The following is a 26,254-nucleotide window of genomic DNA, read 5'->3' as shown; positions in this document are numbered from 1 at the left end:
CGGGTGCCGCGTACTGTAGACCAGCTCATGCTCCTTCAGTACCGTAAGCCGAACTGATGCTGACCGACGATCTCGACCTCTCGCGCCTGCGTGCGCTCGCCGCCGCCGTGCGGCACGGCTCCTTCGATGCAGCCGCCCGCGCCCTGCACATCACTCCCTCGGCGCTCAGCCAGCGCATCAAAGCGCTCGAGTCGGCCGCGGGCCGTGTGCTGCTCGTGCGGTCGCGGCCGGTCGTGGCGACGGAGGCCGGTGCCGGGCTCCTCCGCCTCGCCCGCCAGATCGAGCTGCTCGCCGACGACGCGGTGCGCGCGCTCGGCGGCGACGAGGTCGACACCTCCGGGCCGGTCGTCGTGCCGCTCGCGGTGAACGCCGACTCGCTCGCGACGTGGGTGCTGCCGGCGCTCGCGGGCGTGCCCGACGTCGTCTTCGAGCTGCACCGCGAGGATCAGGAGCACACGACCGCGTTCCTCCGCGACGGCACGGTGCTCGCGGCCGTCACCGCCGAGGCGGAGGCGGTGCTCGGCTGCACCGTCGCGCCCTCGGAGTGATGCGGTACCGCGCGATGGCGGCGCCCGGGTTCGCCGACCGGTGGTTCCCCTCCGGAGACCTCGGCGCCCTCGACCGCGCCCCGGCGGTCGTCTTCGACGAGAAGGACCGGCTGCAGGAGCGGTTCCTGCACTCGCGCGGAGTCGAAGCGCGGCCCCCGCAGCACCGGGTGCCCGGGTCGACCGACTTCGAGGCGGCCGTCCGGCTCGGCCTCGGCTGGGGGATGCTGCCCGAGCTGCAGGCGCCGGTCGGCGCGCCGGGCCTCGTCGCGCTCGGCGGCGCGCCCGTCGACGTCCCCCTCCACTGGCAGCAGTGGGCGCTGCGCACCCCCAGCCTCGAGCGCGTCGCCGCCGCGATCACCGCCGCCGCCCGCGCGACCCTCCGCTGATCGGGTGCGCCCCGCCCGCGGCCTGCGCGAGATGCCACTTGTGTACGCGACACGCCGACGAACGTGTACCGAAGAGGCATCTCGCGGACCGGGTCAGACGGCGAAGACGTCGCGCAGGGTCACGGTCTCGAGCGAGCGCGAGCGGAGGATGTCGACCAGCTGCGCGTAGACCTGCGTCACCGGGTCGAAGTTCGCGTGCCCGATCACGACGTGCTGCGGCAGGAACCACTGGTCGGCGAAGTCGAGCACCTGCTCCGGCGTGATGCGCCCCGAATCCGACAGCGACCCGTACCAGAGCGTCGTGGCCGTGTAGCCGATCCCCGCGGCGGCGGCCCGGCTGGCGGGGTCGGTGTAGCCGAACGGCGGTCGGTAGAACGGCGCGGCCTCCACCCCGTAGGTCGCGCGGATGAAGTCGCCGTTGCGGCCGAGCTCCTCCTGAATCCCCTCGGTCGAGAGCGTCGTGAGGTCGGCGTGCGACCAGGTGTGGTTCGCGAGCTGCACCTGACCCGACTCGACCAGTGGCGCGAGCGCGGGCGCGTTCACGGTCCAGGAGTCGTACTGGCCGTTGAGGAAGAACGTCAGCCGCGTCCCGGTGTCCTTCGCGAACTGCGCGTAGGCGGCCACCACCTCGGTGTCCGAGCCGTCGTCGACGGTCCACGCGAGCAGGTTCCCGTCGCCGGGGAGCTCGGTGATCGTCCCCTCGGGCAGGGGCACGCGGACCCGGACCGGCGCGGCGGCCGCGGTGATCGAGGGCGTCGGGCGCGGCGGGGGAGGGGGAGTGGCTGTCGGGGTCGGGGTCGGCGTGATCGTCGGCGTGGCCGTGACCGGCTGCGGCGTGCACCCGGTCAGTGTCACAGCGGCGGAGGCGAGCCCCAGCAGCAGCGCGCGCCGCCTCATCCGGTCCACGGTGTCCCCCTCGAGGCGCAGGTGCCCCCCGGGCGCCACTCGCGACCGTAGCAGCGATGACGCCGGCGGAGGCGGCGATCCTTGCGGCCGGGTCGGCGCTCGCCTAAGCTACTCAGGTTGCGTGCATCTGCACGCGCTTGCGTGCTGCCCACGCGACGGGATCCTCGTCGCCGGCGGGCGGTGCGCCGACAAGTGACCTTGGGTGGGTCGGGCGGAGCTTCCGCGTGGCCCACGGTAACCACACATGGAGGAAACCATGGCAGCAGTCTGCCAGGTGACCGGAGCCGTTCCCGGCTTCGGGCACGCCATCTCGCACTCGCACCGGCGCACCAAGCGCCGCTTCGACCCGAACGTGCAGAAGAAGACGTACTACGTCCCCTCGCTGCGCCGTAACGTCACTCTGACGCTGTCGGCCAAGGGCATCAAGGTCATCGACGCCCGTGGCATCGAGTCCGTCGTCAAGGATGTTCTCGCTCGCGGGGTGAAGATCTAATGGCCAAGCAGCAGGACGTCCGACCGATCATCAAGCTCCGTTCGACGGCAGGAACCGGTTACACCTACGTGACCAAGAAGAACCGTCGCAACGACCCCGACCGTCTCGTGCTCAAGAAGTACGACCCCGTAGTGCGCAAGCACGTCGACTTCCGCGAGGAGCGCTAAGTATGGCTAAGAAGAGCAAGATCGCCCGCAATGAGCAGCGAAAGATCGTCGTCGACCGTTACGCGGCCAAGCGCCTCGAGCTGAAGAAGGCCCTCGTCGACCCGGCCGGGACCGACGAGAGCCGCGAGGAGGCCCGCGTCGGCCTCCAGAAGCTCCCCCGCAACGCGTCGCCCGTCCGCGTCCGCTCGCGCGACGCCGTCGACGGCCGCCCCCGCGGCAACCTCTCGAAGTTCGGCATCTCGCGTGTCCGCTTCCGTGACATGGCCCACCGCGGCGAGCTGCCCGGCATCACCAAGTCGAGCTGGTAGTCAGCAGCGCGCAGCGCTGCTGACCAGTGCCGCAGCGCTCACGCCGAAGGCCCCGGATCTAGCGATCCGGGGCCTTCGGCGTTCCCGTGCAAGGGGCGTCCCCGCCGCCCCTTGCCGCAGTCGGCTTGTCGAGGCGGCCGATTTCCGCAGAGCGTGTTGCGTCCGCTCCGTCGAATCGCTTGGCACGCGATCGATGCTTTTCCGAGAGGGCGTCCCCGTCGCCCTCTCTCGCAGTCGGCTTGTCGAGGCGGCCGATTTCCGCAGAGCGTGTTGCGTCCGCTCCGTCGAATCGCTTGGCACGCGATTCGACGATGCGCTCGGGGTTCCCTCGTGCGGTCCACGCTCCTGAGGATCGAGTCGTCGCGGATGGCTGCCCCGGCTCGGCTCAGGGGGCCGTTCGTGACGGATCGGAGGGGAGCTGCCGCCTGCCTGCTGATCGAGACCGCAGCCCTCCCAGAGGGCGGATCGAGATCCATCTCCGCCCGCAGGGGAGGCGCCTGCGCCCCGCGTAAAATGGGGGCATGACAAGCAGCCTTCCGAGTGTCGCCGAGATCGCGGCGCTCATCGACCACGCGATCCTCAAGCCCGAGCTCACCCGCGCCGAGGTCGACGCGCAGCTCGACGAGGCGCGCGCGTCGGGCGTCTTCAGTGTGTGCGTCCGCCCCTCCGACATCGCGCACGCCGTCGCCCGCCTCGAGGGCTCCGGCGTCCTCGTCGGCACCGTCATCGGCTTCCCGCACGGCACCACCTCGACGGCGGCCAAGGTCGCGGAGTCGCGTCAGGCTCTCGCCGACGGCGCCTCCGAGCTCGACATGGTCGTCAACATCGGCCGCCTGCGCAGCGGCCTGCTCCAGGACGTCGAGGACGACATCCGCGCAGTGGTCGACGCCGCCGACGGTCACGTCGTCAAGGTGATCCTCGAGACGAGCTTCCTCGACGACGAGCAGATCGTCGCGGGCAGCGAGGCGTCCGAGCGCGCCGGCGCCGACTTCGTCAAGACCGCGACGGGCTTCGCGGGCGGCGGCGCCAACGAGCACGACCTGCGGCTGATGCGCGGCGCGGTGTCCGAGGCCGTCGAGGTGAAGGCCTCCGGAGGCGTCCGCGATCTCGACACTCTCCTCGCCTACCGTGCGCTCGGCGTGACCCGCTTCGGCACGAGCGGCTCGGCCACGATCCTCGGCGACCTCTCCGCGCGGCTCTCGGGCGACTCCTCCGCCGCTCGCGTCGACGCCGCCTCCTACTGATGCCCGCGGCCCGACGTGCGTGAGGGCGGCCCGGCGTCGCGCCGGCTCGCCGACTCCCGGGTCCCTCTCGACCAGATCGCCCGGGCCCTCAAGGAGCGGGTCTACGCCGCCTTCACGGGTCTCGCCGTCGTGATGATCTACGCGGTCGGCGACGAGCCCGACGCGGCGCACGCGCTGCGGAGCCTCGTCGTCTCGATCGTGGGCATCTCGGCGGCCGGCTTCGTCGCCGAGGTGATCGCCCACCAGGTCACCCATGCCGCGACTCCCTCGGCCGCGGAGGCGCGCACGATGCTGCGGATCGCGGCCGGCGCGCTGGCCTCCGCCTCCGTGCCCGTCTTCGCCCTGTTGGCCGCCGTGCTCGGCTGGCTCGATGACCAGACCGCCCTGTGGATCGGGGTCGGCGTCTACGTCGCGACGCTCGCGGGCATCGCCCTGATCGCGGTCGCCCGGTCGGGGCTCGGCTGGCGTCGGAGCCTCGTCTCGCTGCTCGGCCTCGTCGGCCTCGGCGCGCTCGTCGTCGGGGTGTTGGCGCTCGCGCACTGACGTGCACGCGCGCGCGTAGGCTCGGACACCATGTCGTCACGCACCAGGGTCGAGCTCGGTCGGCGCGAGGATCTCGGCGCCGACTGCGCGAACTGCTTCGCCCTGTGCTGCGTCGCGCTCGCGTTCGCCCGCTCGGCCGACTTCCCGGTCGACAAGCGCGCGGGCGACCCGTGCACGAACCTCGACGCGGAGGACTCCTGCACGATCCATCGCCGCCTGCGCCCCGAGGGCTTCGTGGGCTGCACCGTCTTCGACTGCTTCGGCGCGGGCCAGAAGGTCTCCCTGCAGACCTTCGGAGGCGTGTCGTGGCGCGGTGACGACGCGGTCCGGGCGCAGATGTTCGCGGTGTTCCCACTGATGCGGCGACTGCACGAGCTGCTCTGGTACCTCGATGTGGCCCTCGCGCTGCCCGGCGTCGACCCCGAGCTCCGGCGCAACGTGCGACAGCGGTTCGATGCAGTGCACGCCCTGACGCTGCGGGACGCGGCGGGCGTTCTGGGCCTCGACGTCGACGCGGAGTACGCGGCGTCGCGTCCGGCGCTGATCGCGGCCAGCGCGGCGGCGCGCGCGGGTCGTGGAGCTCCTCGCAAGCGCTTCGCCCCGGGCGCCGATCTCGTCGCGGCGCGCCTCAGAGGAGCGGACCTGCGCGGAGCCGACCTCCGGGGTGCGCTGCTGATCGCCGCGGACCTCCGTGGCGCAGATCTGCGCGACTGCGACGTGCTCGGGGCCGACCTGCGCGACGCCGACGTCTCGGGCGCTGATCTGTCGGAGGCGATCTACCTGACGCAGTCGCAGGTCTCGAGCACCCGGGGCGACGCGGCGACGATGCTGCCGCGCGACTTCTCCCGCCCTCCGCACTGGACGCGCTGAGCACCCGACCGCCGAGGTCAGTCCGCGCGGACGTCCTCGGGCGCGTCCTCGGCGTCGATCCCCTCGATCACGGACCGCTCGAGCAGGTTCGGTCCGCTCCACGTCTCGACGATGCAGCGGGGGAACGCCTCGCGATCGGGGTCGCGCAGCCAGGTCGTCGCCGCCTCGCGGGCCCAGGCCTCGGAGGCGTAGACGCCGATGGTCTCGGTGCGGTCGTCCCAGGGAGTCGCGGTCGAGAGCACGAAGTGGTCTCCGCTCATCACTGCTCCTCCCCCTCCGCCTCAGGCGTCCGCCCGCGCGACGGCGAGACGATCGGCTGTGCCGAACTGTCCCTCATCGGCGGGCCAGCCCAGAGTACCGGTCGCCGGGCGGGCTGATCAGGCGATCGTGTCACGGAGTCGCCCGTTCAGAGCGCCCAGTGCGGCGACGAGCTCGTCGCTGTCGGCACCGGGCAGGACGGCGGCGCCCAGCTCGAGGCTGTGCCGGAGGACGGCGACATCGCCTTCGGGGAGTCTGCCCGCCGAGACGAGGGCCTCGAGGGTGGCGAGGACGGCGACGAGGGCGACGGCGTCGTCCACATCTAGGGGTCGGGCGCTGGAACGCTCCACGACGCACCTCCTGTTCGGAGTCGAGAGGATGATCGGGTGGGAGGGGGATCCGCGTTCGGGGATCGCGCGCACTCGATCTTGACGCACGCGAGACGCCCCGCGGCCGTTCAGCCGCGAGGCGTCGCGCAAAGGGACTACTACTGGGGTCAGGCGACGCGAGGCTCGGCCTCCGGAGCGTCGTCCTCGGGGATGTGGACGTCCTGCACGGTCACGTTGATCTCAGCGACCTCCATGCCCACGATCTGCGAGATCGCATCGGCGACGGCTGCGCGGACGCCCTCTGCGACGTCCTGGAGCGGGACCGGGTACTCGGCGACGATCGTGACGTCGGCGGCGACCTGCCGCTCGCCGACCTCGACCTTGACGCCCTGGGCGCGGTCGTCGTTGCCGATGGCGCTGCGGAGCGCCCCGATGGCCCGGGCGGCGCCTCCGCCGAGAGCGTGCACGCCGGGCACCTCGCGCGCGGCGATGCCGGCGACCTTCGCGATGACGCCGTCGTCGATGACGGTGCGTCCTGCTCCGGTTCCGGGGGTGGTGATGCTCTCGGCCATGATCTCCTCTTTCGCTCTCGGCCCGGTCTCGGTGATCGGGCGCTTCTGCAGAGAGGACGCTCGTGGCGGCTCGATCGTCACGCTCGGATCCGGTGCGCCCAGGGAACTGCCAGACGGATCCGCCTCCGCTGCCCGCGGGAGACGCGCGCAGTCAGCGGGCCGTGACGCTGTCGAGGAACGCGAGGGTGCGGGTGAGCGCGGTGCGCGCGTCGGGGAGGTCGAGGTCGAACTGGTACTCGTGCCCGAGCTGCGCCTCGTGCCCGGCGCCCCAGAAGAGCTCGGTCACGGGGACGCCGAGCGAGCGCAGGTGCGCCGCGAACGGCCGGGACTGACGGGCCGTGAGGGCGTCGGCGTTGCCTCCGCTGATGAACACCGGAGGGAACCGCGGAGTGACGTGGTCGATCGTCGACATGTGGGCGCCGACCGTCGACTCCGCCCAGTTCCGCCGACCGGTGTACGCCCAGAGTGCCGAGCGGAATCCCCAGCCCGCGACTCCGGTGACCCTCGCCATCGCGCTCAGGTCGAACACTCCGCAGTGCAGCACGACGGCGCGCACGGCCTCGACGGGGAGCGACGTCGTGAGGCCCGCATCGCGGGCGTACGAGGGGTTGGTGACAGCGGTGGCCAGCTGGCTCGCGAGCTGCGCGCCAGCGGAGTCGCCCGCCAGCACGATGCGGTCGCGGGCGATCCCGAGGCGGCCGGCGTTCCTCCGCAGATGCTCGAGCGCGGCGAGGAGCTGGCGGGGCGCCGTCGGGTAGGTCGCCTCGGGCCCGCGCCCGTAGTCGAGGCCGACGGCCGTGTAGCCGGCGTCGGCGATCAGGCGCAGGTAGGGGTCGACGTCTCGCCGGTGCCCCGAGATCCAGGCGCCGCCGTGGATCCAGACGACGGTCGGGCGGGAGCCCGCCCCGCCCGTGCGGGAGCCCGCCCCGCCCGTGCGGAAGACGTCGGCGGTGGTCGCAGGGGCGCCCGGGCGTGCCGGGACCACCTCGGCGACGCGCACCACGCCCTCCGGGACGTGCCGCCGCATGCCCGCGGCCGTCCGCCGTGCCTCCCGCTCGAACACCGCCCTGATCGCCAGTGCCGACGGCCACCGCGTCGCCGCGAGCACGCCGCCCCCGAAGTCCTTGCTCGCCATTGGTCCCCCCGCCGCGCACGACGAAGGCTACGCATCGCCGGTGCCGGTCGAGCGGCACCCGGCGGTGATTCGCCGGAGGCTGTCGCCCTGTGATGCGATGGAGCCGTGACGGACGATGCGACGATCGAGACCCCCGCTCCTCGGGTGCGCCCGCGGACGCTCCTCCTCCTGGCCCTGATCGGCGCGATCGGCGGAGTGCTCTCGGGCCTCTTCGGCGTCGGCGGCGGCATCGTGATGGTGCCGATGCTCATCGCGTGGGCCGGGATGGACCAGCGACGCGCCTCCGCCACCTCGCTGCTGGCCATCGCGCCGACGTCGGTCGCGGGTGCCTTCGCCTATGCGCTGTCGGGCCAGGTCGCCTGGCTCCCCGCCGCCGTGATCGCCGCGGCGGCGATGCTCGGCGCCCTCGCCGGATCGTGGCTCCTGGCCCGCCTGCCCCTCGGGGTGCTGCGCTGGATGTTCGTCGTCCTGCTCGTCGCGGCGGCCGTGCGGATGGCCGTCTTCGGCTCGAACGAGACGGGCGACGTCGCGGAGGGCTGGGGCGTGTGGCCCGGCTTCGCGGGGCTCGGGATCGCGATGGGCGTCGCCTCCGGCCTCTTCGGGATCGGCGGCGGCGCGATCGCCGTGCCCGTGCTGGTGGGCGCGTTCGGCCTCGCCGATCTGCTCGCGAAGGGCACGTCGCTGGCGGCGATGATCCCGACGGCGGTCACCGGATCGATCGCCAACGCGCGGCGCGGGCTGCTCGATGTGCGGGCGGGCCTCGTCGTCGGACTCACCGCGACGGCGTTCTCGTTCGCCGGGGTCGCGCTGTCGTTCCTCCTGCCCGCTCGGCTCTCGGGCGTGCTGTTCGCCGCGCTGCTGCTGCTCGCGGCACTGCAGCTCTCGCTCCGGGGTCGTCGGAAGGCTTGACACCGGCGAGTTGTTAGTGTCTGATCAGTCACATGTCTTCCACCGGACTCCGCTCCACCGCCGAGGCGCAGCGCGAGCGGATCACCCTCTCGGCCCTGCGCGTCTTCGCGGCGACCGGCTACTCGTCCACCCCGGTCACCGAGGTCGCGACCGACGCGGGCGTCTCGCCCGCCTACGTCTTCCGGCTCTTCCCGGGCAAGCTCGGCCTCTTCGTCGCCGCGGTCGACCGCTGCTACGCGCTCGTCTCGGCGACGCTCGCCGCAGCGGGGGAGGCGTCGCCCTCCTCCGACCCGGCCGATCGCCTCGAGGCGATGTCGGAGGCCTACATCGCCCTCGTCGCCGACCGCGACCTCATCCGGCTCCAGGTGCACGCGCAGAGCGCCTGCGAAGTGCCCGAGATCCGGGACGCGGTGCGCCGCGGTCTCTCGGAGCTGGTGCGCACCGTCTCGGTCGTGACGGGCGCCGACGGCCCCGCCGTGCAGCGGTTCCTCGCCTACGGGCAGCTCTGCCACCTCATCGTGCAGGCCGAGCTCGACGGGGTCGACTCCGAGTGGGCGCGCATCGCGACCGCTGGCATGCGCCATCCGGGCTGAGCACGGCCCGCCTCTCCGTTCTTCTTTCTTGTCCGCATTTGTGACTGTCCGATCACTAACAAAGGAGTCCACCATGTCCGACCTTCCCGCCACCACCCTCCGCGTCGTCCTCCCCGGGCTCGTCGAGCCCTCCGGCCTCGAGCTCGAGCACGCGCCGATCGAGCAGCCCGGCGCCGGCGAGCTGCTCGTCGCTGTCGAGGCGACCGGCATCACCTTCGCCGAGCAGTCGATGCGGCGCGGCCGCTACTTCGGCCAGCCGGCCTTCCCCTTCACGCCGGGCTACGACCTCGTCGGCCGCGTCGTCTCCGTCGGACCGGGCGGCGACCGCACGCTGCTCGGCCGCCGCGTCGCCTCGATCACGAAGACGGGCGGCTGGGCCGAGTACGCGCGGGTGCAGGAGCGCGACTCCGTCCTCGTGCCCGACGGCGTCACCTCGGAGGACGCCGAGGCCGTCGCCGTCAACGGCGTGACCGCGTGGCAGATGCTGCACCGGTCGGCCCGCGTCCGGCGGGGCGGCACGATCCTGCTGTTCGGTGCGAACAGCGGAGTCGGCGGCATCCTGATCCAGCTCGCGCGGCAGGCGGGCATCCGCGTGATCGGCGCCGCCTCGCCGCGGCACCACGAGGCGCTCCGGGCGGCGGGCGTCGAGCCCGTCGACTACAGCGACCCGGATCTCGCCGCCACCGTCCGCGCGCTGGCGCCCGGCGGCGTCGACGCCGCGTTCGACAATGTCGGCGGCGAGACGACCCGCGTCGCCTGGTCGCTCCTGGCTCCCGGAGGCGCGCTCGTCGCCTACGCGATCGTCTCCGCCCCGGTCACGGGAAACGTCTGGATGCCGTTCCTGAAGGCGCTGGGTCGCGTCGCCTTCTGGAGCCTCTCGCCCAACGGCCGCACGGCCACCTTCTACAACCTGTGGGCCGGCCACTCCCTGCGCCCCGCCCGCTTCCGTGCACGGCTCCAGGGGGATCTCGGCCGGCTCTTCGCCCTCCTCGCCGACGGAACCGTCACGGCCAACATCGCGGCGCGCTTCCCGCTGACCGAGGTCGTCGCGGCCCTCGAGCTCGCCGAGTCGCGGACGCTCAACGGCAAGGTGATCCTGCTGCCGTGAGGGTCGGGCTCCTCTGCGATCGCCGTGAACGCTGATCGATCCGTCACGGAAGGCCCGTGCCGCTCGCATCACACGGGCCGGTTCCGACGGATCGATCAGCGCGGAGGCGCGAGACGGAACGCGGGAGCCCGCGGGCGTGACACGATCGAGGGTGATGTCCTCCGGAGCCGCATGAGCGCGTTCACCTACCAGGCCGCGTCGATCCCGCTCCGCCTCGCGAGCTCGGGGATGGTCGTCGCCCTCCCCGTCCTCGCCGTCGAGCGGCTCGACGACGTGGCGCTCGGCGCGCTGCTGACCGGCGCCGCGCTGTTCCCGAGCGTGGTGGCGGCACCGCTCGTCGGCACGGTGCTCGACCGCATCCGCAGGCCGCGCCGCCTGCTCGTCGGCGCCGCGCTGACGACGGCCGTCGCGTACGCCGCGGCCGCCTTCCTCGGCGACGTGCCGACTCCGCTGATCGCCGTGCTGCTCCTGCTGGCCGGGCTCGCGACTCCGGTCTACATGGGCGGCATGTCGAGCTTCGTCACCAGCGCGATCGCCGACCCGCGGCGGGCCTACGCGCAGGACTCGCTCTCGTACACCGTCGCCTCGATCAGCGGCCCGGCCATCGCGGGGCTGGCGATCGGAGTCGGATCGGCTCGCGTCGCGATGCTCGCGATGGCCGCGCTCGCCCTCGTCGGGGTCCTCGGCTCGCTCGCCCTGGTGATGGAGCCGCGCCCGATGCCGACGGTGGGCGTCGGGCGGACCATCGCGGCCGGGATCACGCACCTCGTCCGGCACCGGCCGATCGCGGTGGTCACCCTCTCGGGCACGCTGAGCCAGGTCGGCGGCGGCGCCGCGGGAGTCGCCGCCATCGGCCTCTCGCTCGAGCGGCTCGGCAGCACGGCCGGGGCGGCGTGGATCCTCACCGCCTTCGCCGTCGGCGGCCTCGTCGGTGCGATCGCCGTCGCCGCTCGGCGCTGGACCCGCCGGCCGCCGGCCTGGGTGATGGGCGCGGGCTTCGCCGCGACCGGTGCCACGCTGCTGGTCGCCGCTCCCGACCTCGGGATCGTCGTCACCGTCGTCGCGTTCGCCGTGGCGGGGATCTTCACCGCGCCGGCCAACGCGGCCATGCTGCTCCTGCGCGATCAGGAGAGCCCGGCGGCCGTGCGCTCGCAGGTGTTCACCATCGGCGCGGGCCTGCGCGCCGCCGCAGCCGCGGTGGGTGCGGTGCTCGCGGGTGCCGCCTCTGGTCTCGCCGCCGGCTGGCTGGTCGTCGGCATCGCGACGATCTGGATCGTCTCGGGCCTGCTGCTGCGCCTCTTCCCGCGCCCGAGGGTCGACTCTCAGCGGGAGGCCCCGCACAACTGAGGCTGGATCAGCTGATTCCGCGAGAATTCCGAGATTCGAGCTGTCCAGCCTCACCTGTGCGGACGATCAGGCTGCGACGCCCGCGAGGCTCCCCGAGTTGGGGCCGGCCGGGTCGGTGATCAGGCAGTTGATGGTGCGGTCGCCGCCGTCCCAGCTCTCCTGGGTCGGGTAGTAGTAGCTGAAGTCGTACTGCGACTCCTGGTAGCCGATGCCGACGAAGCCCTCGAAGGCGGCGGTGCACTCGGTCTCGGCCTGGTCGGTGGTCGCCGACTCGCCCGGGTACTCGTCGGCCTCGGCCATCGTCACGTTCTGGAACACCTCGTAGCTGTGCGGCTCGGTGCACGGCACGGTCGGCACATCCGTGACCTCGGTGGCCGTCTCGCTCAGCTCGTCGTTCAGGCAGTCGCCCACGCGCAGCTGGAAGACATCGGTCGTGCCGCCCTCGACGATCTCGCCCGATGTGTCGTCGCGGGTCTCGCCGCCCATCATGCTGTTGATCCCCGAGCAGCCGGTGAGGCCGAGGGCGAGCGCGGCGGAGGCGGCGAGGACGAGGGCGGTACGACGGCGGTTCATGAGCTGCTCCAGACGAGGCTGCGGTGACGGATCGACCACCAGGGTAGGGCGAGACGGGGGCGCGGGGCTCCCTCCGGCGACGGATTCGCGACACTCTGCAGTGGCGGACGCCCAGCCGACGGTAGTCGAATAGGGGCATGGCTCAGAAGACGGTCGCGGACCAGCTCATCGCTCAGCTCATCGACGCCGGTGTCTCCCGGATCTACGGGATCGTCGGGGACTCGCTCAACCCCATCGTGGACTCGGTCCGCCGCAGCGGCGGGTCGGCGAAGGGGGGCATCGACTGGATCCACGTGCGCAACGAGGAGGCGGCCGCCTTCGCCGCCGGCGCCGAGGCGCAGCTCACGGGGAAGCTCGCGGTGTGCGCGGGCAGCTGCGGCCCCGGCAACCTGCACCTGATCAACGGGCTCTACGACGCGCACCGCTCCGGTGCCCCCGTGCTCGCCATCGCGAGCCACATCCCCAGCAACGAGATCGGCTCGTCCTACTTCCAGGAGACGCACCCCGACCGCCTCTTCGTCGAGTGCTCGAACTACCGCGAGCTGGTCTCGACCGCGGCGCAGGCGCCCCGCGTGGTGAACGCCGCGATGCGCAGTGCCGTGGCCCTGAAGGGGGTGGCCGTGGTGACCCTCCCGGGCGACATCGCCGAGCTGGAGGCGGTGGGGGAGTTCCCCGCGTTCGTGCTGCCCGCGACCCCGACGCTCGTGCCGAGCGACGCCGACGTGCGGGCGCTCGCCGCGGCGATCGACGAGGCGAGGACCGTCGCGATCTTCGCCGGCGCCGGAGTGCGCGACGCGCACGACGAGGTGGTCGCGTTCGCCGAGCTCGTGGGAGCCCCGGTCGGGCACTCGCTGCGCGGCAAGGAGTGGATCCAGTACGACAACCCGTACGACGTCGGCATGACGGGCCTGCTGGGCTACGGAGCCGCGCACGCCGGCATCCACGACGCCGATCTGCTGATCCTGCTCGGCACCGACTTCCCCTACGAGCAGTTCCTGCCGGACGACGGGAAGGTCGTCGTCGCGCAGGTCGACACCGACGCGTCCAAGCTCGGCCGGCGCGTGAGCGTCGCGCATCCCGTGCACGGAGACGTCGCCGCCACCCTCACCGCGCTCACGCCGCTGGTGAAGCGCAAGGATCACCGCTTCCTCGACAAGACGCTGAAGAAGCACGAGAAGCTCGTCACCGGAGTCGTCGGCAAGTACATCGAGGTCGAGAAGCGCCGCCCGATCCACCCCGAGCTGGTCGCCTCCACCCTCGACGGCCTGCTCTCGGACGACGCGATCGTCACCGCCGACACCGGGATGGGCAACGTCTGGCAGGCCCGCTACATCACGCCCAACGGCAGGCGTCGGCTGATCGGCTCGTATCTGCACGGCTCGATGGCGAACGCACTGCCGCAGGCGGTCGGCGCGCAGCTCTCGCACCCCGGCAGGCAGGTCGTCTCGCTGAGCGGCGACGGCGGACTCTCGATGCTGATGGGCGAGCTGGTGACGGTGGCGGCCTACCGGCTCCCGGTCACGATCGTGCTGTTCAACAATTCGACGCTCGGGCTGGTCAAGGTCGAGATGCTGGTCGACGGCTTCCCCGACTTCGCGGTCGACGTGCCGATGGTCGACTACGCGAAGGTCGCCGAGGCGGTCGGCATCCGCGGGATCCGCGTCGAGGATCCGCGCGAGGTCGAGGGTGCGCTGCGGGAGGCGCTCGCCGAGGACGGGCCGGTCCTCGTCGACGTGGTGACGGATCCGCTCGCCCTGTCGCTGCCGCCGACCATCACCGGCGCCCAGGTGAAGGGCTTCGCGCTGGCGATGTCGAAGATCGTGATGAACGGAGGCGCGGGCGAGGCCGTCGCACTCGCGCGCACCAACATCAAGCACGCGCTGCGGTGATCGACCGCGAGGCGCTCGCCACCGGCACCTGGTTCGTGCGCGGCTCGAGCCTGCCGCTGTGGCGCTCGCGGGCCGGAGTCGCGATCACCTACGCACCGCTGCCGAGCGGTGAGATCGGCGACGTCGTGAGCTGGCGCGGGCGGCGCGGGACGCGCTACGTGGTCGGGATCGACGTGCCCGACCCCGCGGATCCGCTCGGCTTCCGCTGGCGCGGCGTCGAGCCGCTCACGCTGCTCGCGCGCAGCCGGTGGTCGTTCGTCGCGGCCGACATCGAGGCGGGCTGGGCGCTGACGCGCTTCGCCCGCACGCCGTTCACTCCGGCGGGGGCGGACGTGTACGTGCGCTCCCCGCACCCGGCCCCCGGGGTGCTCGCTGCGGCGCTGGCGGCGTGCGCCGCTCATCCGCTGACGGCGCCGTTGCGCCCGCGGATGTTCGAGGTCGCGGCCTGAGCGCAGCACGACGTCAGCTGAGAGCGGCTCTCGCGCACCATCGTGCGCGACGCCCCCTCTCAGCTGATGTTCTGCGCGTCTGCCAGCTCGATCGAGTCGGCACCCATCGGCTCGCCGCACACCGCGCAGTGCAGCCGCGGCTCCAGCCGCGCGCCGCAGTCGTGCGCGTACGGCTGCCGCGCGCCGGGTTCCCGCGCCCAGCGCTCGCCCCAGTCCGCGAGCGCGATGAGGATCGGCACGGCCTCGCGGCCGGCCTCGGTCAGGTGGTACTCGGACCGCGGCGGGCGCTCGGAGTAGCGGACGCGCTCGAGGACCCCGTGCTCCTCGAGACTGCGCAACCGCGAGGTGAGCACGTCGCGCGGGGCGCCGGTGAACGCCTGGATCCGGTCGAAGCGGTGCACGCCGAAGGCGAGCTCGCGCAGCACCAGGAGGCTCCAGCGCTCGCCCAGCACCTCGAGGCCCGCCGCGATCGGGCAGGCGCGGGGAGTCGAGTCGACGTCGGTCATGAGTGCCCTCCTCGAGTCGGTTGGGAATACCAACCTACTCGTCCCGGGTTGTCAGCGGTGATGGTCGCGTCGCGACCCGGACCCCAGGGAGAACCACCATGTCATCACTCAGCGGAGCAGTCGTCCTCGTCACCGGAGCGAACGGAGGACTCGGCTCCGAGTTCGTCGCCCAGGCGCTCGCGCGCGGCGCGGCCAAGGTCTACGCCGCCGCCCGCCGCCCGAAGGAGTGGGGCGACGAGCGGATCGTGCCGCTGGTGCTCGACGTGAACGACGCGGAGTCGATCGCGGCGGCCGTCGACGCGGCGCCCGACGTGAGCGTCCTCGTCAACAATGCGGGTGTCACCGGGGCGAGCTACAGCCTCCTCGAGCTGTCGGCGGAGGAGCTGCGCGCGGTCATGGAGACCAACTTCTTCGGGCCCGTCCTGCTCGCGAAGGCGTTCGCGCCGCGTCTCGCCGGGGTCGACGGAGCGGCGATCGTCGACGTGCACTCCGCCCTCAGCTGGTTCGCGGTGGCCGGCGGCTACAGCGCCTCGAAGGCCGCGCTCTGGTCGGCGACGAACTCGCTGCGGCTCGAGCTGGCGCCGCAGGGCGTGCACGTGCTCGGCCTGCACGTCGGCTACATCGACACTCCGATGGCGGCCGGCGCCGAGGGCCCGAAGGCGAGCCCGGTCGACGTCGTCCGGCAGGCCTACGACGGCCTCGAGGCGGGCGCCTTCGAGGTCCTCGCCGACGACACGAGCCGTCAGGTCAAGTCGGGCCTCTCGGCCCCCCTCGAGGCGGTCTACCCCCAGCTCGCGGTCTGAAGCCCGCACGACATCAGCTGAGAGTGGTGGGCCTCGCCCAAGGGCGGAGCCCCCTCCCTCTCAGCTGATGCTGTGCGCAGCTCCGACGGCCTTCCCGACCTTCCGCTCACCGCCGGCACCACGAGCGCACCGCGGAATCGCGTGCCAGGCGATTCCGCGCAGCGAACGCACGACGCTCTTCGGTACCCGACCACCTCGACGAGCCGACCGCGGGAAGGGGCGGCAGGGACGCCCCTTCCTAGAGAGAACTGCCGACGGCGATCGCCTGGGCCTCGACGACCTCTGCCTCCTCGCCGTGCGCGTCCGCGCGGGCGAGCGTCTTGCGGCCCAGCAGCACGATCAGCGACGCGATCAGCACGGCGCCGGCGGCGGCGTACATCGGGAACGCGGGCGAGATCGCCGCGGCCAGGGCGGAGGCGGCGGGCGGGGCGATCGCGCCGCCGAGGAACCGCACTCCCGAGTAGGCGGAGGACGCGACGGAGCGGGGCAGGTCGGTCGCCTCCATCACGCACTCGGTGAGCACGGTGTTGACGACGCCGAGCAGCAGGCCGCCGACGATGATGCAGACGATCAGCCCGACCCGCGACGAGATCGCGAGGCCGCCGGCGACGAGGTCGAGGGCGAGCAGCACCAGCACCGAGCGCAGGACCACGGTGCGGGGCAGCCTGCGGGTGAGCAGCGGCGCGACGAAGACCGACGTGATCGCGACTCCGAGACCCCAGCCGAAGAAGGTGAAGCCCAGACCCATCTCGTCGAGCCCCAGCGGGTAGGGCGTGTAGGCGAGCAGCACGAAGAAGCCGATGTTGTAGAAGAGCGCGGCGCCGGCGAGGGTGCGGATCGCGGGGACCTTCAGCGCGGCGAACGGGGCCGAGAGCCGGGTCGGGGTGGGCCGGGGGCCGTCCTCGCGCAGCAGGGTCGCGATGGCGATGAAGCCGATCGCCATCAGCACGGCGGTGCCGAAGAACGGACCGCGCCACGAGACGCTGCCGAGCAGGCCGCCCAGCAGCGGGCCGATCGCGATGCCGATGCCCAGCGCGGCCTCGTAGAGCACGATCGCGGCCGACGAGCCTCCTGAAGCAGCGCCGACGATCGTCGAGAGCGCGGTGGCGATGAACAGCGCGTTGCCGAAGCCCCATCCGGCGCGGAAGCCGATGACGCCCTCGACGCTGCCGGCGGTCCCCGCGAGTGCGGCGAAGACCACGATCAGCACGAGCCCGATCATCAGCGTCTTCTTCGCGCCGATGCGCGTCGAGATCCAGCTGGTGAAGAACATCACGACGCCGGTGATCACCAGGTAGCTGGTGAACAGCAGCGAGGTCTCGGTCGGGGTCGCCTTCAGACTCTCGGCGATCGCGGGCAGGATCGGGTCGACCAGGCCGATGCCCATGAAGGCGATGACCGCGGCGAAGGCGACGGCCCAGACCGCGAGCGGCTGCTTCAGGATCGAGCCGCCGGCGGCGGGGGAGTGCGGGGAGTTCACGGCGTGGGGCCTTTCTCGGGGGAGGGGGAGCGGGTGCGGGCGACGCGGCTCTCGATGATCGAGGCGGCGCGCTCGAGGGCGCGCCGGTCGTCGTCGTCGAGGTCGTCGAAGAGCGGGGCGAGGGCGCCCTCGAGGCGGAGGCGGTGCTCGCCGAGTGCGGCGAACCCCTCGGCGGTGCCCTCGATCAGCCAGGCGCGACCGTCGTGCTCGTCGTGCACGCGACGGATCCAGCCGGCCTCGTCGAGGCGCGCGATGATGCCCGTCATCGTCGGCTGGGTGACGCGGACGCGCTCGGCCAGCTCGCCGAGGCGGACGGGAGGCGAGGTGCGCAGCTCGGCGAGCGTCGACCAGACGGCGCCGGACTGGGCGCCGAGCCCCGTGGCGCCGCTCGACCGACCGGCGAACCGCGCGAGGGCGGTGGCGGCGGAGGCGAGGCGCACGGGAGCGCTGGAATCGGGCACGTCCATAAACATAGCACGCCTATGTATCCGAGGAGGCGTCTCCGTGCTCACCGCCCATCTCCACCGTCGATGTGGCAAAATGGTCCGCAATCCCTCGCTCAGCGCGGTGATCACCGACGGAAAGAGTTGTCATGCACCGAAGCGAGACCGACCGGATCGAGCGCGAGTACGACGTCGTCGTGATCGGAGCCGGTGCCACCGGCCTCACCGCCGCCCTCCGCCTGCACGAGGAGGGCCGCAGTGTCGTCGTGCTCGAGGCCCGCGATCGCGTCGGCGGCCGCCTCGAGACCCGCGTCATCGAGGGGCAGATGCTCGAGCTCGGCGGCCAGTGGGTCTCGCCCGACCAGACCGCGCTGCTCGAGACGCTCGACGAGCTGGGCCTCGAGACCTACTCCCGCTACCGCGACGGTGAGAGCGTCTACATCGGCGCCGACGGCCGCGCCCGCCGCTTCGTCGGCGACATCTTCCCCGGCAGCGAGACCACCGAGGCCGAGATCGAGCGCCTGATCAGGGTGCTCGACCGTCTCGTGTCCGAGACCGACCCGGCCGCTCCGTGGGCGCATCCACTCGCTCACGACTACGACCGCATCAGCTTCAGCGCGTGGCTCGAGCAGCAGACCGAGGATGCGGAGGCGCGCGCCAACATCGCGCTGTTCGTCGCCGACGCCATGCTCACCAAGCCCGCGCACTCGTTCTCGCTGCTCCAGGCTCTGCTGATGGCGGCGAGCGCGGGCGGCTTCAGCCACCTCGTCGATGCCGACTTCATCCTCGACAAGCGCGTGCTCGGGGGCCTGCAGCAGGTGCCCGAGCGCCTCGCCGAGCGCCTCGGCACCGAGCGGGTCGTGCTCGACGCGCCGGTCCGCTCCGTGCGCTGGGATGCCGACGGAGTCGAGGTCCAGACCGACGACGAGACGGTGCGCGCCCGCCGCGCGGTCGTCGCCGTGCCGCCCAACCTCGTCAACCGCATCGCGTTCGATCCGCCGCTTCCGCGCCTGCGGCAGCAGTCGCTGCAGCACCAGTCGCTGGGCCTCGTGATCAAGGTGCACGCGACCTACGCGACCCCGTTCTGGCGCGCCGACGGACTCTCGGGCACTGCGTTCAGCCCGCACGCCCTCGTGCACGAGGCCTACGACAACTCCAACGCGGGCGAGGAGCGCGGCACCCTGGTCGGCTTCGTCTCCGACGAGAAGGCCGATCGGGTGCTCCGCCTGCCTGAGGCCGAGCGGAAGGCCGCGATCCTCGACTCGCTCGCCGCCTACTACGGGCCGGCCGCGCTCGACCCCGTCGTCTACTACGAGAGCGACTGGGCTGCCGAGGAGTGGACGCAGGGCGCCTACGCCGCGAGCTTCGACCTGGGTGGGCTGACCCGCTACGGCGCGCTGCAGCTGGAGCCCGAGGGCCCCCTCCGCTTCGGGTCGAGCGACCTCGCGGCCGAGGGCTACCAGCACGTCGACGGCGCGATCCGCGTCGGCCGGCGGCTGGCGCAGGAGATCATCGACGAGGACGGCGCGACCGCTCCGGCCCACCACCGCGAAGGAGCACTGCCCGCATGAGCACCCACTACGCCGTGATCGACCCCGCCTCCGGCGAGACCCTGAGCGAGTACCCGGGCATCGGCGACGCCGAGCTGATCGAGGCGATCGGAGCCGCGCACGACGCGTACTCGACGTGGTCGCGCACCGTGCCCGTCGCGACGCGCGCCGCCCTCATCGCGCGGGTCGCCGACCTGCACGTCGAGCGCGCCGACGCCCTGGCCGAGATCATCGTGCGCGAGATGGGCAAGCCGCTCGAGCAGGCGCAGGGCGAGGTCGGCTTCGCGGCCGACATCTACCGCTACTACGCCGACAACGGCGAGGCGTTCCTCGCCGACGAGCCGATCGAGTTGTCGGACGGCACCGGCTCCGCCTTCGTCCGCCGCGCGGGCCTCGGCGTGCTGCTGGGCATCATGCCGTGGAACTTCCCCTACTACCAGGTGGCCCGCTTCGCCGGCCCGAACATCGTCGCGGGCAACACGATCCTGCTCAAGCACGCTCCGCAGTGCCCGGAGTCGGCCGCCGCGATCGCCGACATCTTCCGGACCGCGGCCGAGGAGCTGGGCGCTCCCGCCGGCGTCTACGTCAACCTCTACGCCTCGAACGACCAGGCCGCGACCGTCATCGCCGACCCGCGCGTGCAGGGAGTCTCCGTCACCGGCTCCGAGCGCGCCGGCGCGGCCGTCGCCGAGATCGCCGGGCGCCACCTCAAGAAGGTGGTGCTCGAGCTGGGCGGCTCCGACCCGTTCATCCTGCTGTCGACCGACGACCTCGACAAGGCGGTCGAGGACGCGGTCTCGGCGCGCCTGGACAACAACGGGCAGTCCTGCAACGCGGCCAAGCGCTTCATCGTCATCGACGACCTGTACGAGGCGTTCGCCGCCAAGTTCACGGAGGCGTTCACCGCCGCCCAGCCCGCCGACCCGTTCGCGGAGGGGACCCTGCTCGGCCCGCTCTCCTCCTCCGCCGCCACCTCGCGCCTCGAGCAGCAGCTCGCGATCGCGCGAGAGCAGGGCGCGACCGTCCGCGCGAGCGGCGAGGTGACGGGCAACTTCTTCCCGCCCGCCGTCCTCGAGGACGTCACCCCCGAGATGAACGCCTACCGCGAGGAGTTCTTCGGCCCGGTCGCCGCGCTCTACCGCGTGCACGACGAGGACGAGGCGATCGCAGTCGCGAACGACACCCCGTTCGGTCTCGGCTCCTACCTCTACACGACCGACTCCGAGCAGGCGCTGCGTCTCGCCGACCGGATCGACGCGGGCATGGTCTGGATCAATCTCGTCCTCGGCGACGCCGTCGAGCTGCCCTTCGGCGGCGTCAAGCGCTCGGGTACCGGACGTGAGATGGGTCGCAGCGCCCTCGAGGAGTTCGTCAATAAGAAGCTGATCCGCATCGCGTGAAGAGGGGGAGCGCGCGCGGCAACCCCGCGCGCTCTCTCCCCGCGGCTGACTAGGGTCGAGGGGCGGCGCCCGCCGCCGCCTCGTCACCCCGGAAGGCCTCTGTCGCATGCGCGTGTTCGGCTGCCCCCACTGCGAGGCCCGCGTCGAGTTCGAGGACGCGGTGTGCCTCCGGTGCCGCACGGCGCTCGCCTACGACCTCGAGCACGACGAGCTGGCCGAGGCCGGGGGCCGGCACCTCTGCCGCTATCGCGACACGATCGGCTGCACCTGGCTCGCGGTGGAGGGGACCGGCGGCGCCTGCGCGTCGTGCGCTCTCACCGGCCTGCGTCCCGCGGTCTACGACGCCGCCACTCTGAGCCAGCTGACCGTCGCCGAGTTCGCCAAACGCCGGCTCGTCCGCCAGCTGCGCCACCTCGACCTGCCCGTGCAGCGCCGCAGCGGCTCGACCGGACTGACCTTCGAGCTGCTGTCGTCGGCGCAGGGGCAGCAGGTCACGACGGGTCACGCCGACGGAGTCGTCACCGTCGATCTCTCCGAGGGCAACGACGCGCACCGCGAGGCCCTCAAGGCGCGCCTCGGCGAGCCGTACCGCACGCTGCTCGGCCACTTCCGCCATGAGATCGGCCACTACTACTGGCAGCTGCTCGTCGAGGGCACCGACCTGATCCCCGCCTTCCGCGCTCTCTTCGGCGACGAGCGCGCCGACTACGCGGCCGCGCTCGACACGCACTACTCCGGAGCATCGGGGAGCGAGGACTGGGCGCGCGACCACATCTCGCAGTACGCGACCACCCACCCGTGGGAGGACTTCGCCGAGACCTTCGCGCACTACCTGCACATCGCCGACGCGCTCGAGACGACCGCCTCGGTGGGCATGACCGTCGCGGGGCCGTGGGGGCGCCTCCCGGAGTCGCTGGTCGGCAGCGTGCACGCGATCGGCGCCGAGCGCGTGTCGTCGCTCGAGATGCCCGAGATCCTCGGCCGCTGGCACGGCTTCTCACTCGCGCTCAACAGCGTGAACCGCTCGATGGGCAAGGACGACCTCTACCCGTTCGTGATCACTCCGGTGATCGCCGAGAAGCTCGGCTGGGTGCACGAGCTGGTGCGCCGCTCGGTCTGACGCCTCGGCGCCGACCTCCGGTGAGCGTCGTCAGCGAGCGGCGGGCTCCGGCTGCGCGGGCGTGGCGGCTCTGCTCCGCCTCGCGTCGAGCCGGCCGAGACGACCGGCCTCGGCGAGCCACCTCTCCCGCCGCTGGGGAGTCGAGCCCTTCACCGGCCCGAGCCGCGTGGCGCGCACAGGCCGGATCCCGCAGAAGCGCAGGGTCGTCTGCCGCACGTGCCTCACCGTCGTGTCGCCGACGAGCGGCAGATACCACCACGGAGAGTCCGACGTCACGATCACGCGTCCGGTCCTGCCGGTGAGCAGCCCCTCCGGAAGGCCGTTCTCCTTCGTTCGGTAGGCCCGGCGGGGCAGGAGCACCCGGTCGAAGAACCCCTTCAGCAGAGCGGGAACCGAGCCCCACCAGATCGGCGTCACGACGACCACGTGCCGCGCCTCGAGCAGCAGCTGCCACGCGCGTTCGAGATCGGGCTCCAGCTCCTGCCTGCGGGTGTAGCCGGAGCTGAGGTCCGGGTCGAACTCGAGGTCGCGCACGGCGAGGACCACGGCATCGCCGTGCGCGACGGCGTACTGCCGGGCGAGGGCGGCGCAGAGCGAGCCGGCGTTCGGGTGTCCGTCGATGATCAGGGTGTGCACGGTGCCTCCGTTGAGAAGAGTCGATCTGGACGACGCCCAGAATGTAGACGATGCCCATAATGTGGACGATGCCCACAATGTGGACGGTGCCCACATCGACGTCCCGACGCTAGAGGTACGATGTTGCTCGTGTCAAGATCAACGAGCGCCTATCATCACGGGAATCTCGCTCCAGCGCTCGAGGCCGCGGCATTCGACCTCCTCCGCACCCAGGGGCACGCCACGTTGAGCCTGCGCGAGGTCGCGAGGGCCGCGGGAGTCAGCCACAACGCGCCGTACCACCACTTCGGCGACCGCACCGCTCTGCTGAAGCGGCTCAGCGAGGTCAGCATGGCCGAGCTGCTCGCGTCACTGACCGAGGCGCAGGCGCAGGCGGCCGGACGCTCGGCCCAGGCGGGCGCGGTGCTGATCGGAGGCGCCTACGTCGGCTACGCGAGCCGCTACCCCGAGCGGTTCCGCATCATCTACGACCCCGAGGTCTGCGTCCCCGGATCGCCGAGCGCCGCGATGGCCCCGCTGATCGACGGGGTCGAGGAGGTCCTCGCCACGGCGACCGCCTCCCTCCTGCCGGCGGACGCCTCGCCCGCGGAGAGTGCCGCCCTGACCACCGCCGTGTGGGGTGCGGTGCACGGTCTGGCCGAGCTCGTCGTCGCGGGCCACATCACCGAGGCGGCGGTGGAACCGGCGCTGATCGCGCTCCTGAACCACCGCTGACGCCCTGACGTCACTGCCCCACGCGGCGGTCGACGCACTCGCGGAGCAGGTCCGCGTGCCCGCAGCGCCGCGCGTACTCCTCGATGCGGTGCGCCGGCCGCACGACCGCGGGAGTGGTCAGCCCACCGTCGACAGCACGCCCGACACGATGACCGCGACGATCGTCGTCCACGCGATGATGGCGACGCCCTGCCATACCAGGATGCGCACCCGCTCCACCCCGGCAGCCGCGAGCATCGATGCCGTGAACTGCGTGGGCAGCAGCAGCGGGCCGAGCAGGCTCACTCCGGGGACCCCGTAGCGCTCGAAGGCGCGCTGGAACTTCGCCTTCCGGGGCGAAGGCGCGGGCTCGACCTGCTCCGAGCCCCCGCCGGCGGTGACGAGCACCCGCTTGCGGTTGACGACCGCCTGCCGCGCTCCCGAGCTCAGCAGCACGACCAGCGCGACGCAGGCGAAGTTGCCGACGATCGCGGCGATCACGGCGACGACAGGGTTCACGCCTCCGAGGATGCCGATCGTCGCCGCTCCCTCACCCTCGACGAACGGCACGGCGCCCGCGGCGGCGACGATGATCGGCTGAACGAGGTCGGGGACCTGGGCGACGAGGTCCTGGAAGGTGGTGATGACGCTCATGACGTGCTCCTTGAGTTCGAGGACCCGAGTCGGTCCGGTGCCTGCGGTACCCAGTCCACCGCCGTGCAGCCGACCTCGGAAGTGCCCGCCTGTCACCGCCTCCCGGGCGCTCCACCCGCCCGACCCGTGACTTCTGTCACGCGTTTAGGGTGGCCTCGTGACCACTCCCGCCCCCGCCTCCGTCGCGCCTGCGCGCAGTGCGCTGCAGCTCACGAGGGGCGTCTCGGCCACCTGGTGGTACACCGCGAGCGGCATCCTCTTCTTCGACGCGGTACTCGTCCTCGTCTGGATGTCGGCGCTGCTGGTCTCGGATCGCGGCACCGTCGCGGTGCTCGTGTCCGGTATCGGCGGCGCCTGCTGGGTGCTGGCGCAGATGCCGGTGCTGCTCGCCTACCGCAACCGGCCGGGAGTCCTGGAGTGGCGTCGAGTCCTCCTCCCGATCCTGGTCGCCGTGGCCTACGGCGCCGCCGGGGGGCTCGCCTCCGGGATGTGGATCGCGGCCGCCTTCCCGCTGATGCAGATCCTGGTGCTGCTGAGCTGGGGCCCGGGCATCCGCCGCCGGATCCTGCTCGCAGCGACGCTGCTGCTCGTCGCACTGTGGATCATCGACGTCCGCGCGGATCCGCTGTCCGACGAGGGGGTCAGCGGCTGGCTCGTCGGCTTCTACTCGATCTTCCTGCCGTGGATGTCGGTGCTCTCGCTGTGGTGGTGGGACGTGCTCGTCTCGCTCGACCGCGCCCGCGCCTCCGAGGCCCGGCTGGGTGCCACGCAGGAGCGCCTGCGCGTGGCGACCGACGTGCACGATCTTCAGGGGCACCACCTGCAGGTGATCGCCCTGCAGCTCGAGCTCGCCGAGCGGCTGATGGCGAGCGATCCGGAGGCGGCGCTCGCCCAGCTGCGCGCCGCCCGCACCAGCGTCGACGAGGCTCGGCAGGGCACGCGCGACCTCGCGACCCGGTTCCGCTCGGTGCCGCTCGGCGACGAGGTGGCGAACGCCGTCGACCTGCTGCGGGCGGCCGGCGTCTCCGCGGAGGCGTCGGTGCATCCCTCCGCCGATCTCGCGCCGGCCGACGTCCTCGGGCCGGTGGTCCGCGAGACGACGACCAATGTCCTGCGTCACGGCGGTGGCCGGTGGGCGCGGTTGTCGCTGCACCCGGAGGCGGGGGCGTGGCGTTTCGCGATCGAGAACGACGCGGAGGCGGCGGCGGACGACGACGGCGGGGGCGCCGGGCTCGAGGGGGTCGGCCGGCGGGTCGCCGAGGCCGACGGGACGCTCGACGTCCAGCGCGGGTCGAAGTCGTTCGCGGTCACGGTGACCGTCCCGGTGTCGGGGGACGCGCGGTGATCCGCGTCCTGATCGCCGACGACGAGGCGATGATCCGCTCGGCGCTCGCGTCCCTCCTGGGCCTCGAGGACGACATCGAGGTCGTCGCGCAGTGCGCCGACGGCGAGGAGGCGCTCGTCGAGGCCGCCCGCCTCGCCCCCGACATCTGCCTCCTCGATCTCGAGATGCCGGGACTGGACGGCGTCGACGTCGCCGAGCGGCTGGTGCGCACGGTGGCGACCCGCTGCATCGTCGTGACCCGCCACGCGCGGCCCGGCGTGCTGCGGCGCGCGCTGGCGTCGGGAGTCTCGGGCTTCCTCCCCAAATCGCGGGATGCGCACGAGGTCGCGGAGGTGATCCGCCGGGTCGCGGCGGGCGGCCGCTACGTCGATCCCGAGGTCGCCGCCGACGCGCTCAGCGACCAGCGCAGCCCGCTGACCGACCGCGAGCTCGATGTGCTGCGCGCCGGCCGTCGCGGCGAGACCACCGGCCAGATCGCGCGCGCCCTGTCGCTCGCCCCGGGCACGGTCCGCAACCACGTCTCGGCGGTCCTCGCGAAGCTCGCGGTCCGCACCCGCCAGCAGGCCGTCCTCCTCGCGGAGGAGCGCGGCTGGCTCTGACCGCTGCCGCAGGCGCGGCGTCAGCCCTGATCGCGGAGGCGCTTCGGGGCGCGGGCGTCCCACGCCTCCCGGAGCAGCTCGCCGAGGCGGTCGGGCGCGACCTGGTCGAGCCGCACGAGCACGCTCGGGTGCCCGTCGTAGTGGCTCGTGGTGAAGAACGCCTCGGGGTCGCTCTGCAGGAGCGCCTCGCGCTCCCCGAGGTCGGCGCGCCACAGCACGAGCACGCCGGGCTGCTGGTGCAGCCGTGCGAACATCTTCGGGCCCGCATAGAAGGCGGGGGTCCCGTAGGCCGTTCGCTCCTCGGTGCCCGGGAGCTCGAGCGCCAGCCTGCGCACGTCGTCGTCGCTGCTCATGCCGCCAGTGTGCCGCCCGCCGGCTCGGTGGTCGAGTGCTGCCCG

The 26,254-nt window shown here is 72.5% G+C and carries 33 protein-coding genes; 21 read left to right on the top strand and 12 right to left on the bottom strand.

The window, feature by feature from the left end:
- The first annotated feature begins 56 nt into the window (after positions 1-56).
- A complete protein-coding gene (locus ASG06_RS20635) occupies positions 57-548 on the top strand; it encodes a LysR family transcriptional regulator (RefSeq protein ID WP_327205477.1) in 492 nt (163 codons plus the stop codon).
- Positions 548-934 carry a hypothetical protein gene (locus ASG06_RS20630; protein WP_327205476.1) on the top strand — a complete coding sequence of 129 codons (387 nt, stop codon included), beginning with the start codon at positions 548-550 and terminating at the stop codon, positions 932-934. Before ASG06_RS20635 ends, ASG06_RS20630 begins: the two co-directional genes overlap by 1 nt.
- 93 nt (positions 935-1,027) lie before the next feature.
- Here the strand turns inward: ASG06_RS20630 and ASG06_RS02745 are convergent, their stop codons facing one another.
- Positions 1,028-1,831, bottom strand: coding sequence for a polysaccharide deacetylase family protein (locus tag ASG06_RS02745; RefSeq protein ID WP_056038150.1), 804 nt, complete (start codon positions 1,829-1,831; stop codon positions 1,028-1,030).
- Between the two features lie 265 nt (positions 1,832-2,096).
- Here ASG06_RS02745 and rpmB point away from each other — a divergent pair, with 265 nt between their 5' ends.
- The 6 genes from rpmB (at position 2,097) to ASG06_RS02715 (ending at position 5,465) form a co-directional block, all read left to right on the top strand.
- Complete coding sequence (gene rpmB / locus ASG06_RS02740) at positions 2,097-2,333, top strand: 50S ribosomal protein L28 (protein ID WP_056038148.1); 237 nt, start codon at positions 2,097-2,099, stop codon at positions 2,331-2,333.
- A complete protein-coding gene (gene rpmG, locus ASG06_RS02735) occupies positions 2,333-2,500 on the top strand; it encodes a 50S ribosomal protein L33 (protein ID WP_027692168.1) in 168 nt (55 codons plus the stop codon). The genes rpmB and rpmG overlap by 1 nt, the downstream gene beginning before the upstream one ends.
- A gap of 2 nt (positions 2,501-2,502) precedes the next feature.
- Positions 2,503-2,808, top strand: coding sequence for a 30S ribosomal protein S14 (gene rpsN, locus ASG06_RS02730; RefSeq protein WP_056038146.1), 306 nt, complete (start codon positions 2,503-2,505; stop codon positions 2,806-2,808).
- 521 nt (positions 2,809-3,329) lie between these two features.
- Complete coding sequence (gene deoC / locus ASG06_RS02725; protein WP_056038143.1) at positions 3,330-4,052, top strand: deoxyribose-phosphate aldolase; 723 nt, start codon at positions 3,330-3,332, stop codon at positions 4,050-4,052.
- A gap of 15 nt (positions 4,053-4,067) precedes the next feature.
- On the top strand, positions 4,068-4,595 hold the full coding sequence (locus ASG06_RS02720; protein ID WP_056038142.1) for a hypothetical protein: 528 nt from the start codon (positions 4,068-4,070) through the stop codon (positions 4,593-4,595).
- Between the two features lie 30 nt (positions 4,596-4,625).
- Entirely contained in the window at positions 4,626-5,465 is an 840-nt protein-coding gene (locus ASG06_RS02715; protein WP_056038140.1) for a pentapeptide repeat-containing protein, read from the top strand.
- Positions 5,466-5,482: 17 nt separating this feature from the next.
- Here ASG06_RS02715 and ASG06_RS02710 read toward each other — a convergent pair whose 3' ends face one another.
- From ASG06_RS02710 to ASG06_RS02695, 4 genes are all read right to left on the bottom strand, one after another.
- Positions 5,483-5,725, bottom strand: a complete 243-nt coding sequence (locus ASG06_RS02710; RefSeq protein WP_056038137.1) for a hypothetical protein — start codon at positions 5,723-5,725, stop codon at positions 5,483-5,485.
- Between the two features lie 117 nt (positions 5,726-5,842).
- On the bottom strand, positions 5,843-6,073 hold the full coding sequence (locus tag ASG06_RS02705; RefSeq protein ID WP_156465830.1) for a hypothetical protein: 231 nt from the start codon (positions 6,071-6,073) through the stop codon (positions 5,843-5,845).
- Between the two features lie 146 nt (positions 6,074-6,219).
- The gene (locus tag ASG06_RS02700) at positions 6,220-6,624 is read right to left on the bottom strand and encodes an Asp23/Gls24 family envelope stress response protein (RefSeq protein ID WP_056040399.1); all 405 of its coding nucleotides are present in this window, start codon (positions 6,622-6,624) and stop codon (positions 6,220-6,222) included.
- A 151-nt stretch (positions 6,625-6,775) separates the two neighbouring features.
- The gene (locus tag ASG06_RS02695; protein WP_056038132.1) at positions 6,776-7,759 is read right to left on the bottom strand and encodes an alpha/beta hydrolase; all 984 of its coding nucleotides are present in this window, start codon (positions 7,757-7,759) and stop codon (positions 6,776-6,778) included.
- A gap of 105 nt (positions 7,760-7,864) precedes the next feature.
- Here ASG06_RS02695 and ASG06_RS02690 point away from each other — a divergent pair, with 105 nt between their 5' ends.
- The 4 genes from ASG06_RS02690 to ASG06_RS02675 all read left to right on the top strand — a co-directional run bounded on the left by ASG06_RS02690 (position 7,865) and on the right by ASG06_RS02675 (position 11,716).
- Entirely contained in the window at positions 7,865-8,668 is an 804-nt protein-coding gene (locus ASG06_RS02690) for a sulfite exporter TauE/SafE family protein (RefSeq protein ID WP_082498888.1), read from the top strand.
- 32 nt (positions 8,669-8,700) lie between these two features.
- Positions 8,701-9,261 carry a TetR/AcrR family transcriptional regulator gene (locus ASG06_RS02685; protein WP_056038130.1) on the top strand — a complete coding sequence of 187 codons (561 nt, stop codon included), beginning with the start codon at positions 8,701-8,703 and terminating at the stop codon, positions 9,259-9,261.
- Positions 9,262-9,334: 73 nt separating this feature from the next.
- Positions 9,335-10,369 carry a medium chain dehydrogenase/reductase family protein gene (locus tag ASG06_RS02680; RefSeq protein WP_056038127.1) on the top strand — a complete coding sequence of 345 codons (1,035 nt, stop codon included), beginning with the start codon at positions 9,335-9,337 and terminating at the stop codon, positions 10,367-10,369.
- A gap of 171 nt (positions 10,370-10,540) precedes the next feature.
- The gene (locus ASG06_RS02675) at positions 10,541-11,716 is read left to right on the top strand and encodes an MFS transporter (protein WP_056038122.1); all 1,176 of its coding nucleotides are present in this window, start codon (positions 10,541-10,543) and stop codon (positions 11,714-11,716) included.
- 66 nt (positions 11,717-11,782) lie between these two features.
- Here the strand turns inward: ASG06_RS02675 and ASG06_RS02670 are convergent, their stop codons facing one another.
- Positions 11,783-12,289: a septum formation family protein gene (locus tag ASG06_RS02670; protein WP_056038121.1), complete on the bottom strand. Its 507-nt coding sequence runs from the start codon at positions 12,287-12,289 to the stop codon at positions 11,783-11,785.
- Positions 12,290-12,426: 137 nt separating this feature from the next.
- Between ASG06_RS02670 and ASG06_RS02665 the strand changes: the two genes are divergently transcribed.
- The gene (locus ASG06_RS02665) at positions 12,427-14,178 is read left to right on the top strand and encodes a pyruvate dehydrogenase (RefSeq protein WP_056038116.1); all 1,752 of its coding nucleotides are present in this window, start codon (positions 12,427-12,429) and stop codon (positions 14,176-14,178) included.
- Complete coding sequence (locus ASG06_RS02660; protein WP_056038114.1) at positions 14,175-14,627, top strand: hypothetical protein; 453 nt, start codon at positions 14,175-14,177, stop codon at positions 14,625-14,627. Before ASG06_RS02665 ends, ASG06_RS02660 begins: the two co-directional genes overlap by 4 nt.
- A gap of 59 nt (positions 14,628-14,686) precedes the next feature.
- Here the strand turns inward: ASG06_RS02660 and ASG06_RS02655 are convergent, their stop codons facing one another.
- Positions 14,687-15,133: a winged helix-turn-helix transcriptional regulator gene (locus ASG06_RS02655; protein WP_056038111.1), complete on the bottom strand. Its 447-nt coding sequence runs from the start codon at positions 15,131-15,133 to the stop codon at positions 14,687-14,689.
- A gap of 98 nt (positions 15,134-15,231) precedes the next feature.
- Between ASG06_RS02655 and ASG06_RS02650 the strand changes: the two genes are divergently transcribed.
- Positions 15,232-15,936 (top strand): SDR family oxidoreductase, encoded by a 705-nt coding sequence (locus ASG06_RS02650; protein ID WP_056038108.1) that lies wholly within the window; start codon positions 15,232-15,234, stop codon positions 15,934-15,936.
- 238 nt (positions 15,937-16,174) lie between these two features.
- On the opposite strand, the gene ASG06_RS02645 is transcribed toward ASG06_RS02650, so the two are convergent.
- Positions 16,175-17,416, bottom strand: coding sequence for an MFS transporter (locus tag ASG06_RS02645; protein ID WP_056038106.1), 1,242 nt, complete (start codon positions 17,414-17,416; stop codon positions 16,175-16,177).
- Entirely contained in the window at positions 17,413-17,877 is a 465-nt protein-coding gene (locus ASG06_RS02640; protein ID WP_162238991.1) for a MarR family winged helix-turn-helix transcriptional regulator, read from the bottom strand. The genes ASG06_RS02645 and ASG06_RS02640 overlap by 4 nt, the downstream gene beginning before the upstream one ends.
- 131 nt (positions 17,878-18,008) lie before the next feature.
- Here ASG06_RS02640 and ASG06_RS02635 point away from each other — a divergent pair, with 131 nt between their 5' ends.
- From ASG06_RS02635 to ASG06_RS02625, 3 genes are all read left to right on the top strand, one after another.
- Positions 18,009-19,430 (top strand): flavin monoamine oxidase family protein, encoded by a 1,422-nt coding sequence (locus tag ASG06_RS02635; protein WP_056038099.1) that lies wholly within the window; start codon positions 18,009-18,011, stop codon positions 19,428-19,430.
- Positions 19,427-20,809 carry an NAD-dependent succinate-semialdehyde dehydrogenase gene (locus ASG06_RS02630; protein ID WP_056038096.1) on the top strand — a complete coding sequence of 461 codons (1,383 nt, stop codon included), beginning with the start codon at positions 19,427-19,429 and terminating at the stop codon, positions 20,807-20,809. The genes ASG06_RS02635 and ASG06_RS02630 overlap by 4 nt, the downstream gene beginning before the upstream one ends.
- A gap of 106 nt (positions 20,810-20,915) precedes the next feature.
- Positions 20,916-21,929, top strand: a complete 1,014-nt coding sequence (locus ASG06_RS02625; protein ID WP_056038093.1) for a zinc-binding metallopeptidase family protein — start codon at positions 20,916-20,918, stop codon at positions 21,927-21,929.
- 30 nt (positions 21,930-21,959) lie between these two features.
- Here ASG06_RS02625 and ASG06_RS02620 read toward each other — a convergent pair whose 3' ends face one another.
- Positions 21,960-22,565, bottom strand: a complete 606-nt coding sequence (locus tag ASG06_RS02620; RefSeq protein ID WP_056038090.1) for an NAD(P)H-dependent oxidoreductase — start codon at positions 22,563-22,565, stop codon at positions 21,960-21,962.
- 129 nt (positions 22,566-22,694) lie between these two features.
- On the opposite strand from ASG06_RS02620, the gene ASG06_RS02615 reads away from it, so the two are divergent.
- Positions 22,695-23,279, top strand: a complete 585-nt coding sequence (locus ASG06_RS02615; RefSeq protein ID WP_056038087.1) for a TetR/AcrR family transcriptional regulator — start codon at positions 22,695-22,697, stop codon at positions 23,277-23,279.
- Positions 23,280-23,396: 117 nt separating this feature from the next.
- On the opposite strand, the gene ASG06_RS02610 is transcribed toward ASG06_RS02615, so the two are convergent.
- A complete protein-coding gene (locus ASG06_RS02610) occupies positions 23,397-23,912 on the bottom strand; it encodes a hypothetical protein (protein ID WP_056038084.1) in 516 nt (171 codons plus the stop codon).
- Positions 23,913-24,069: 157 nt separating this feature from the next.
- Here ASG06_RS02610 and ASG06_RS02605 point away from each other — a divergent pair, with 157 nt between their 5' ends.
- Both ASG06_RS02605 and ASG06_RS02600 read left to right on the top strand, forming a co-directional pair.
- Positions 24,070-25,257 carry a sensor histidine kinase gene (locus tag ASG06_RS02605; protein ID WP_056038081.1) on the top strand — a complete coding sequence of 396 codons (1,188 nt, stop codon included), beginning with the start codon at positions 24,070-24,072 and terminating at the stop codon, positions 25,255-25,257.
- Positions 25,254-25,856, top strand: a complete 603-nt coding sequence (locus ASG06_RS02600) for a response regulator transcription factor (protein WP_056038079.1) — start codon at positions 25,254-25,256, stop codon at positions 25,854-25,856. Before ASG06_RS02605 ends, ASG06_RS02600 begins: the two co-directional genes overlap by 4 nt.
- Positions 25,857-25,876: 20 nt before the next feature.
- Here the strand turns inward: ASG06_RS02600 and ASG06_RS02595 are convergent, their stop codons facing one another.
- The gene (locus ASG06_RS02595; protein ID WP_056038074.1) at positions 25,877-26,209 is read right to left on the bottom strand and encodes an MmcQ/YjbR family DNA-binding protein; all 333 of its coding nucleotides are present in this window, start codon (positions 26,207-26,209) and stop codon (positions 25,877-25,879) included.
- Between the last annotated feature and the right edge of the window lie 45 nt (positions 26,210-26,254).

The organism is Rathayibacter sp. Leaf185, assembly GCF_001423885.1.
GTDB lineage: Bacteria > Actinomycetota > Actinomycetes > Actinomycetales > Microbacteriaceae > Rathayibacter.
Note: the sequence above shows the minus strand (reverse complement) of the source record. Positions and strands in the feature narration are given on the sequence as shown.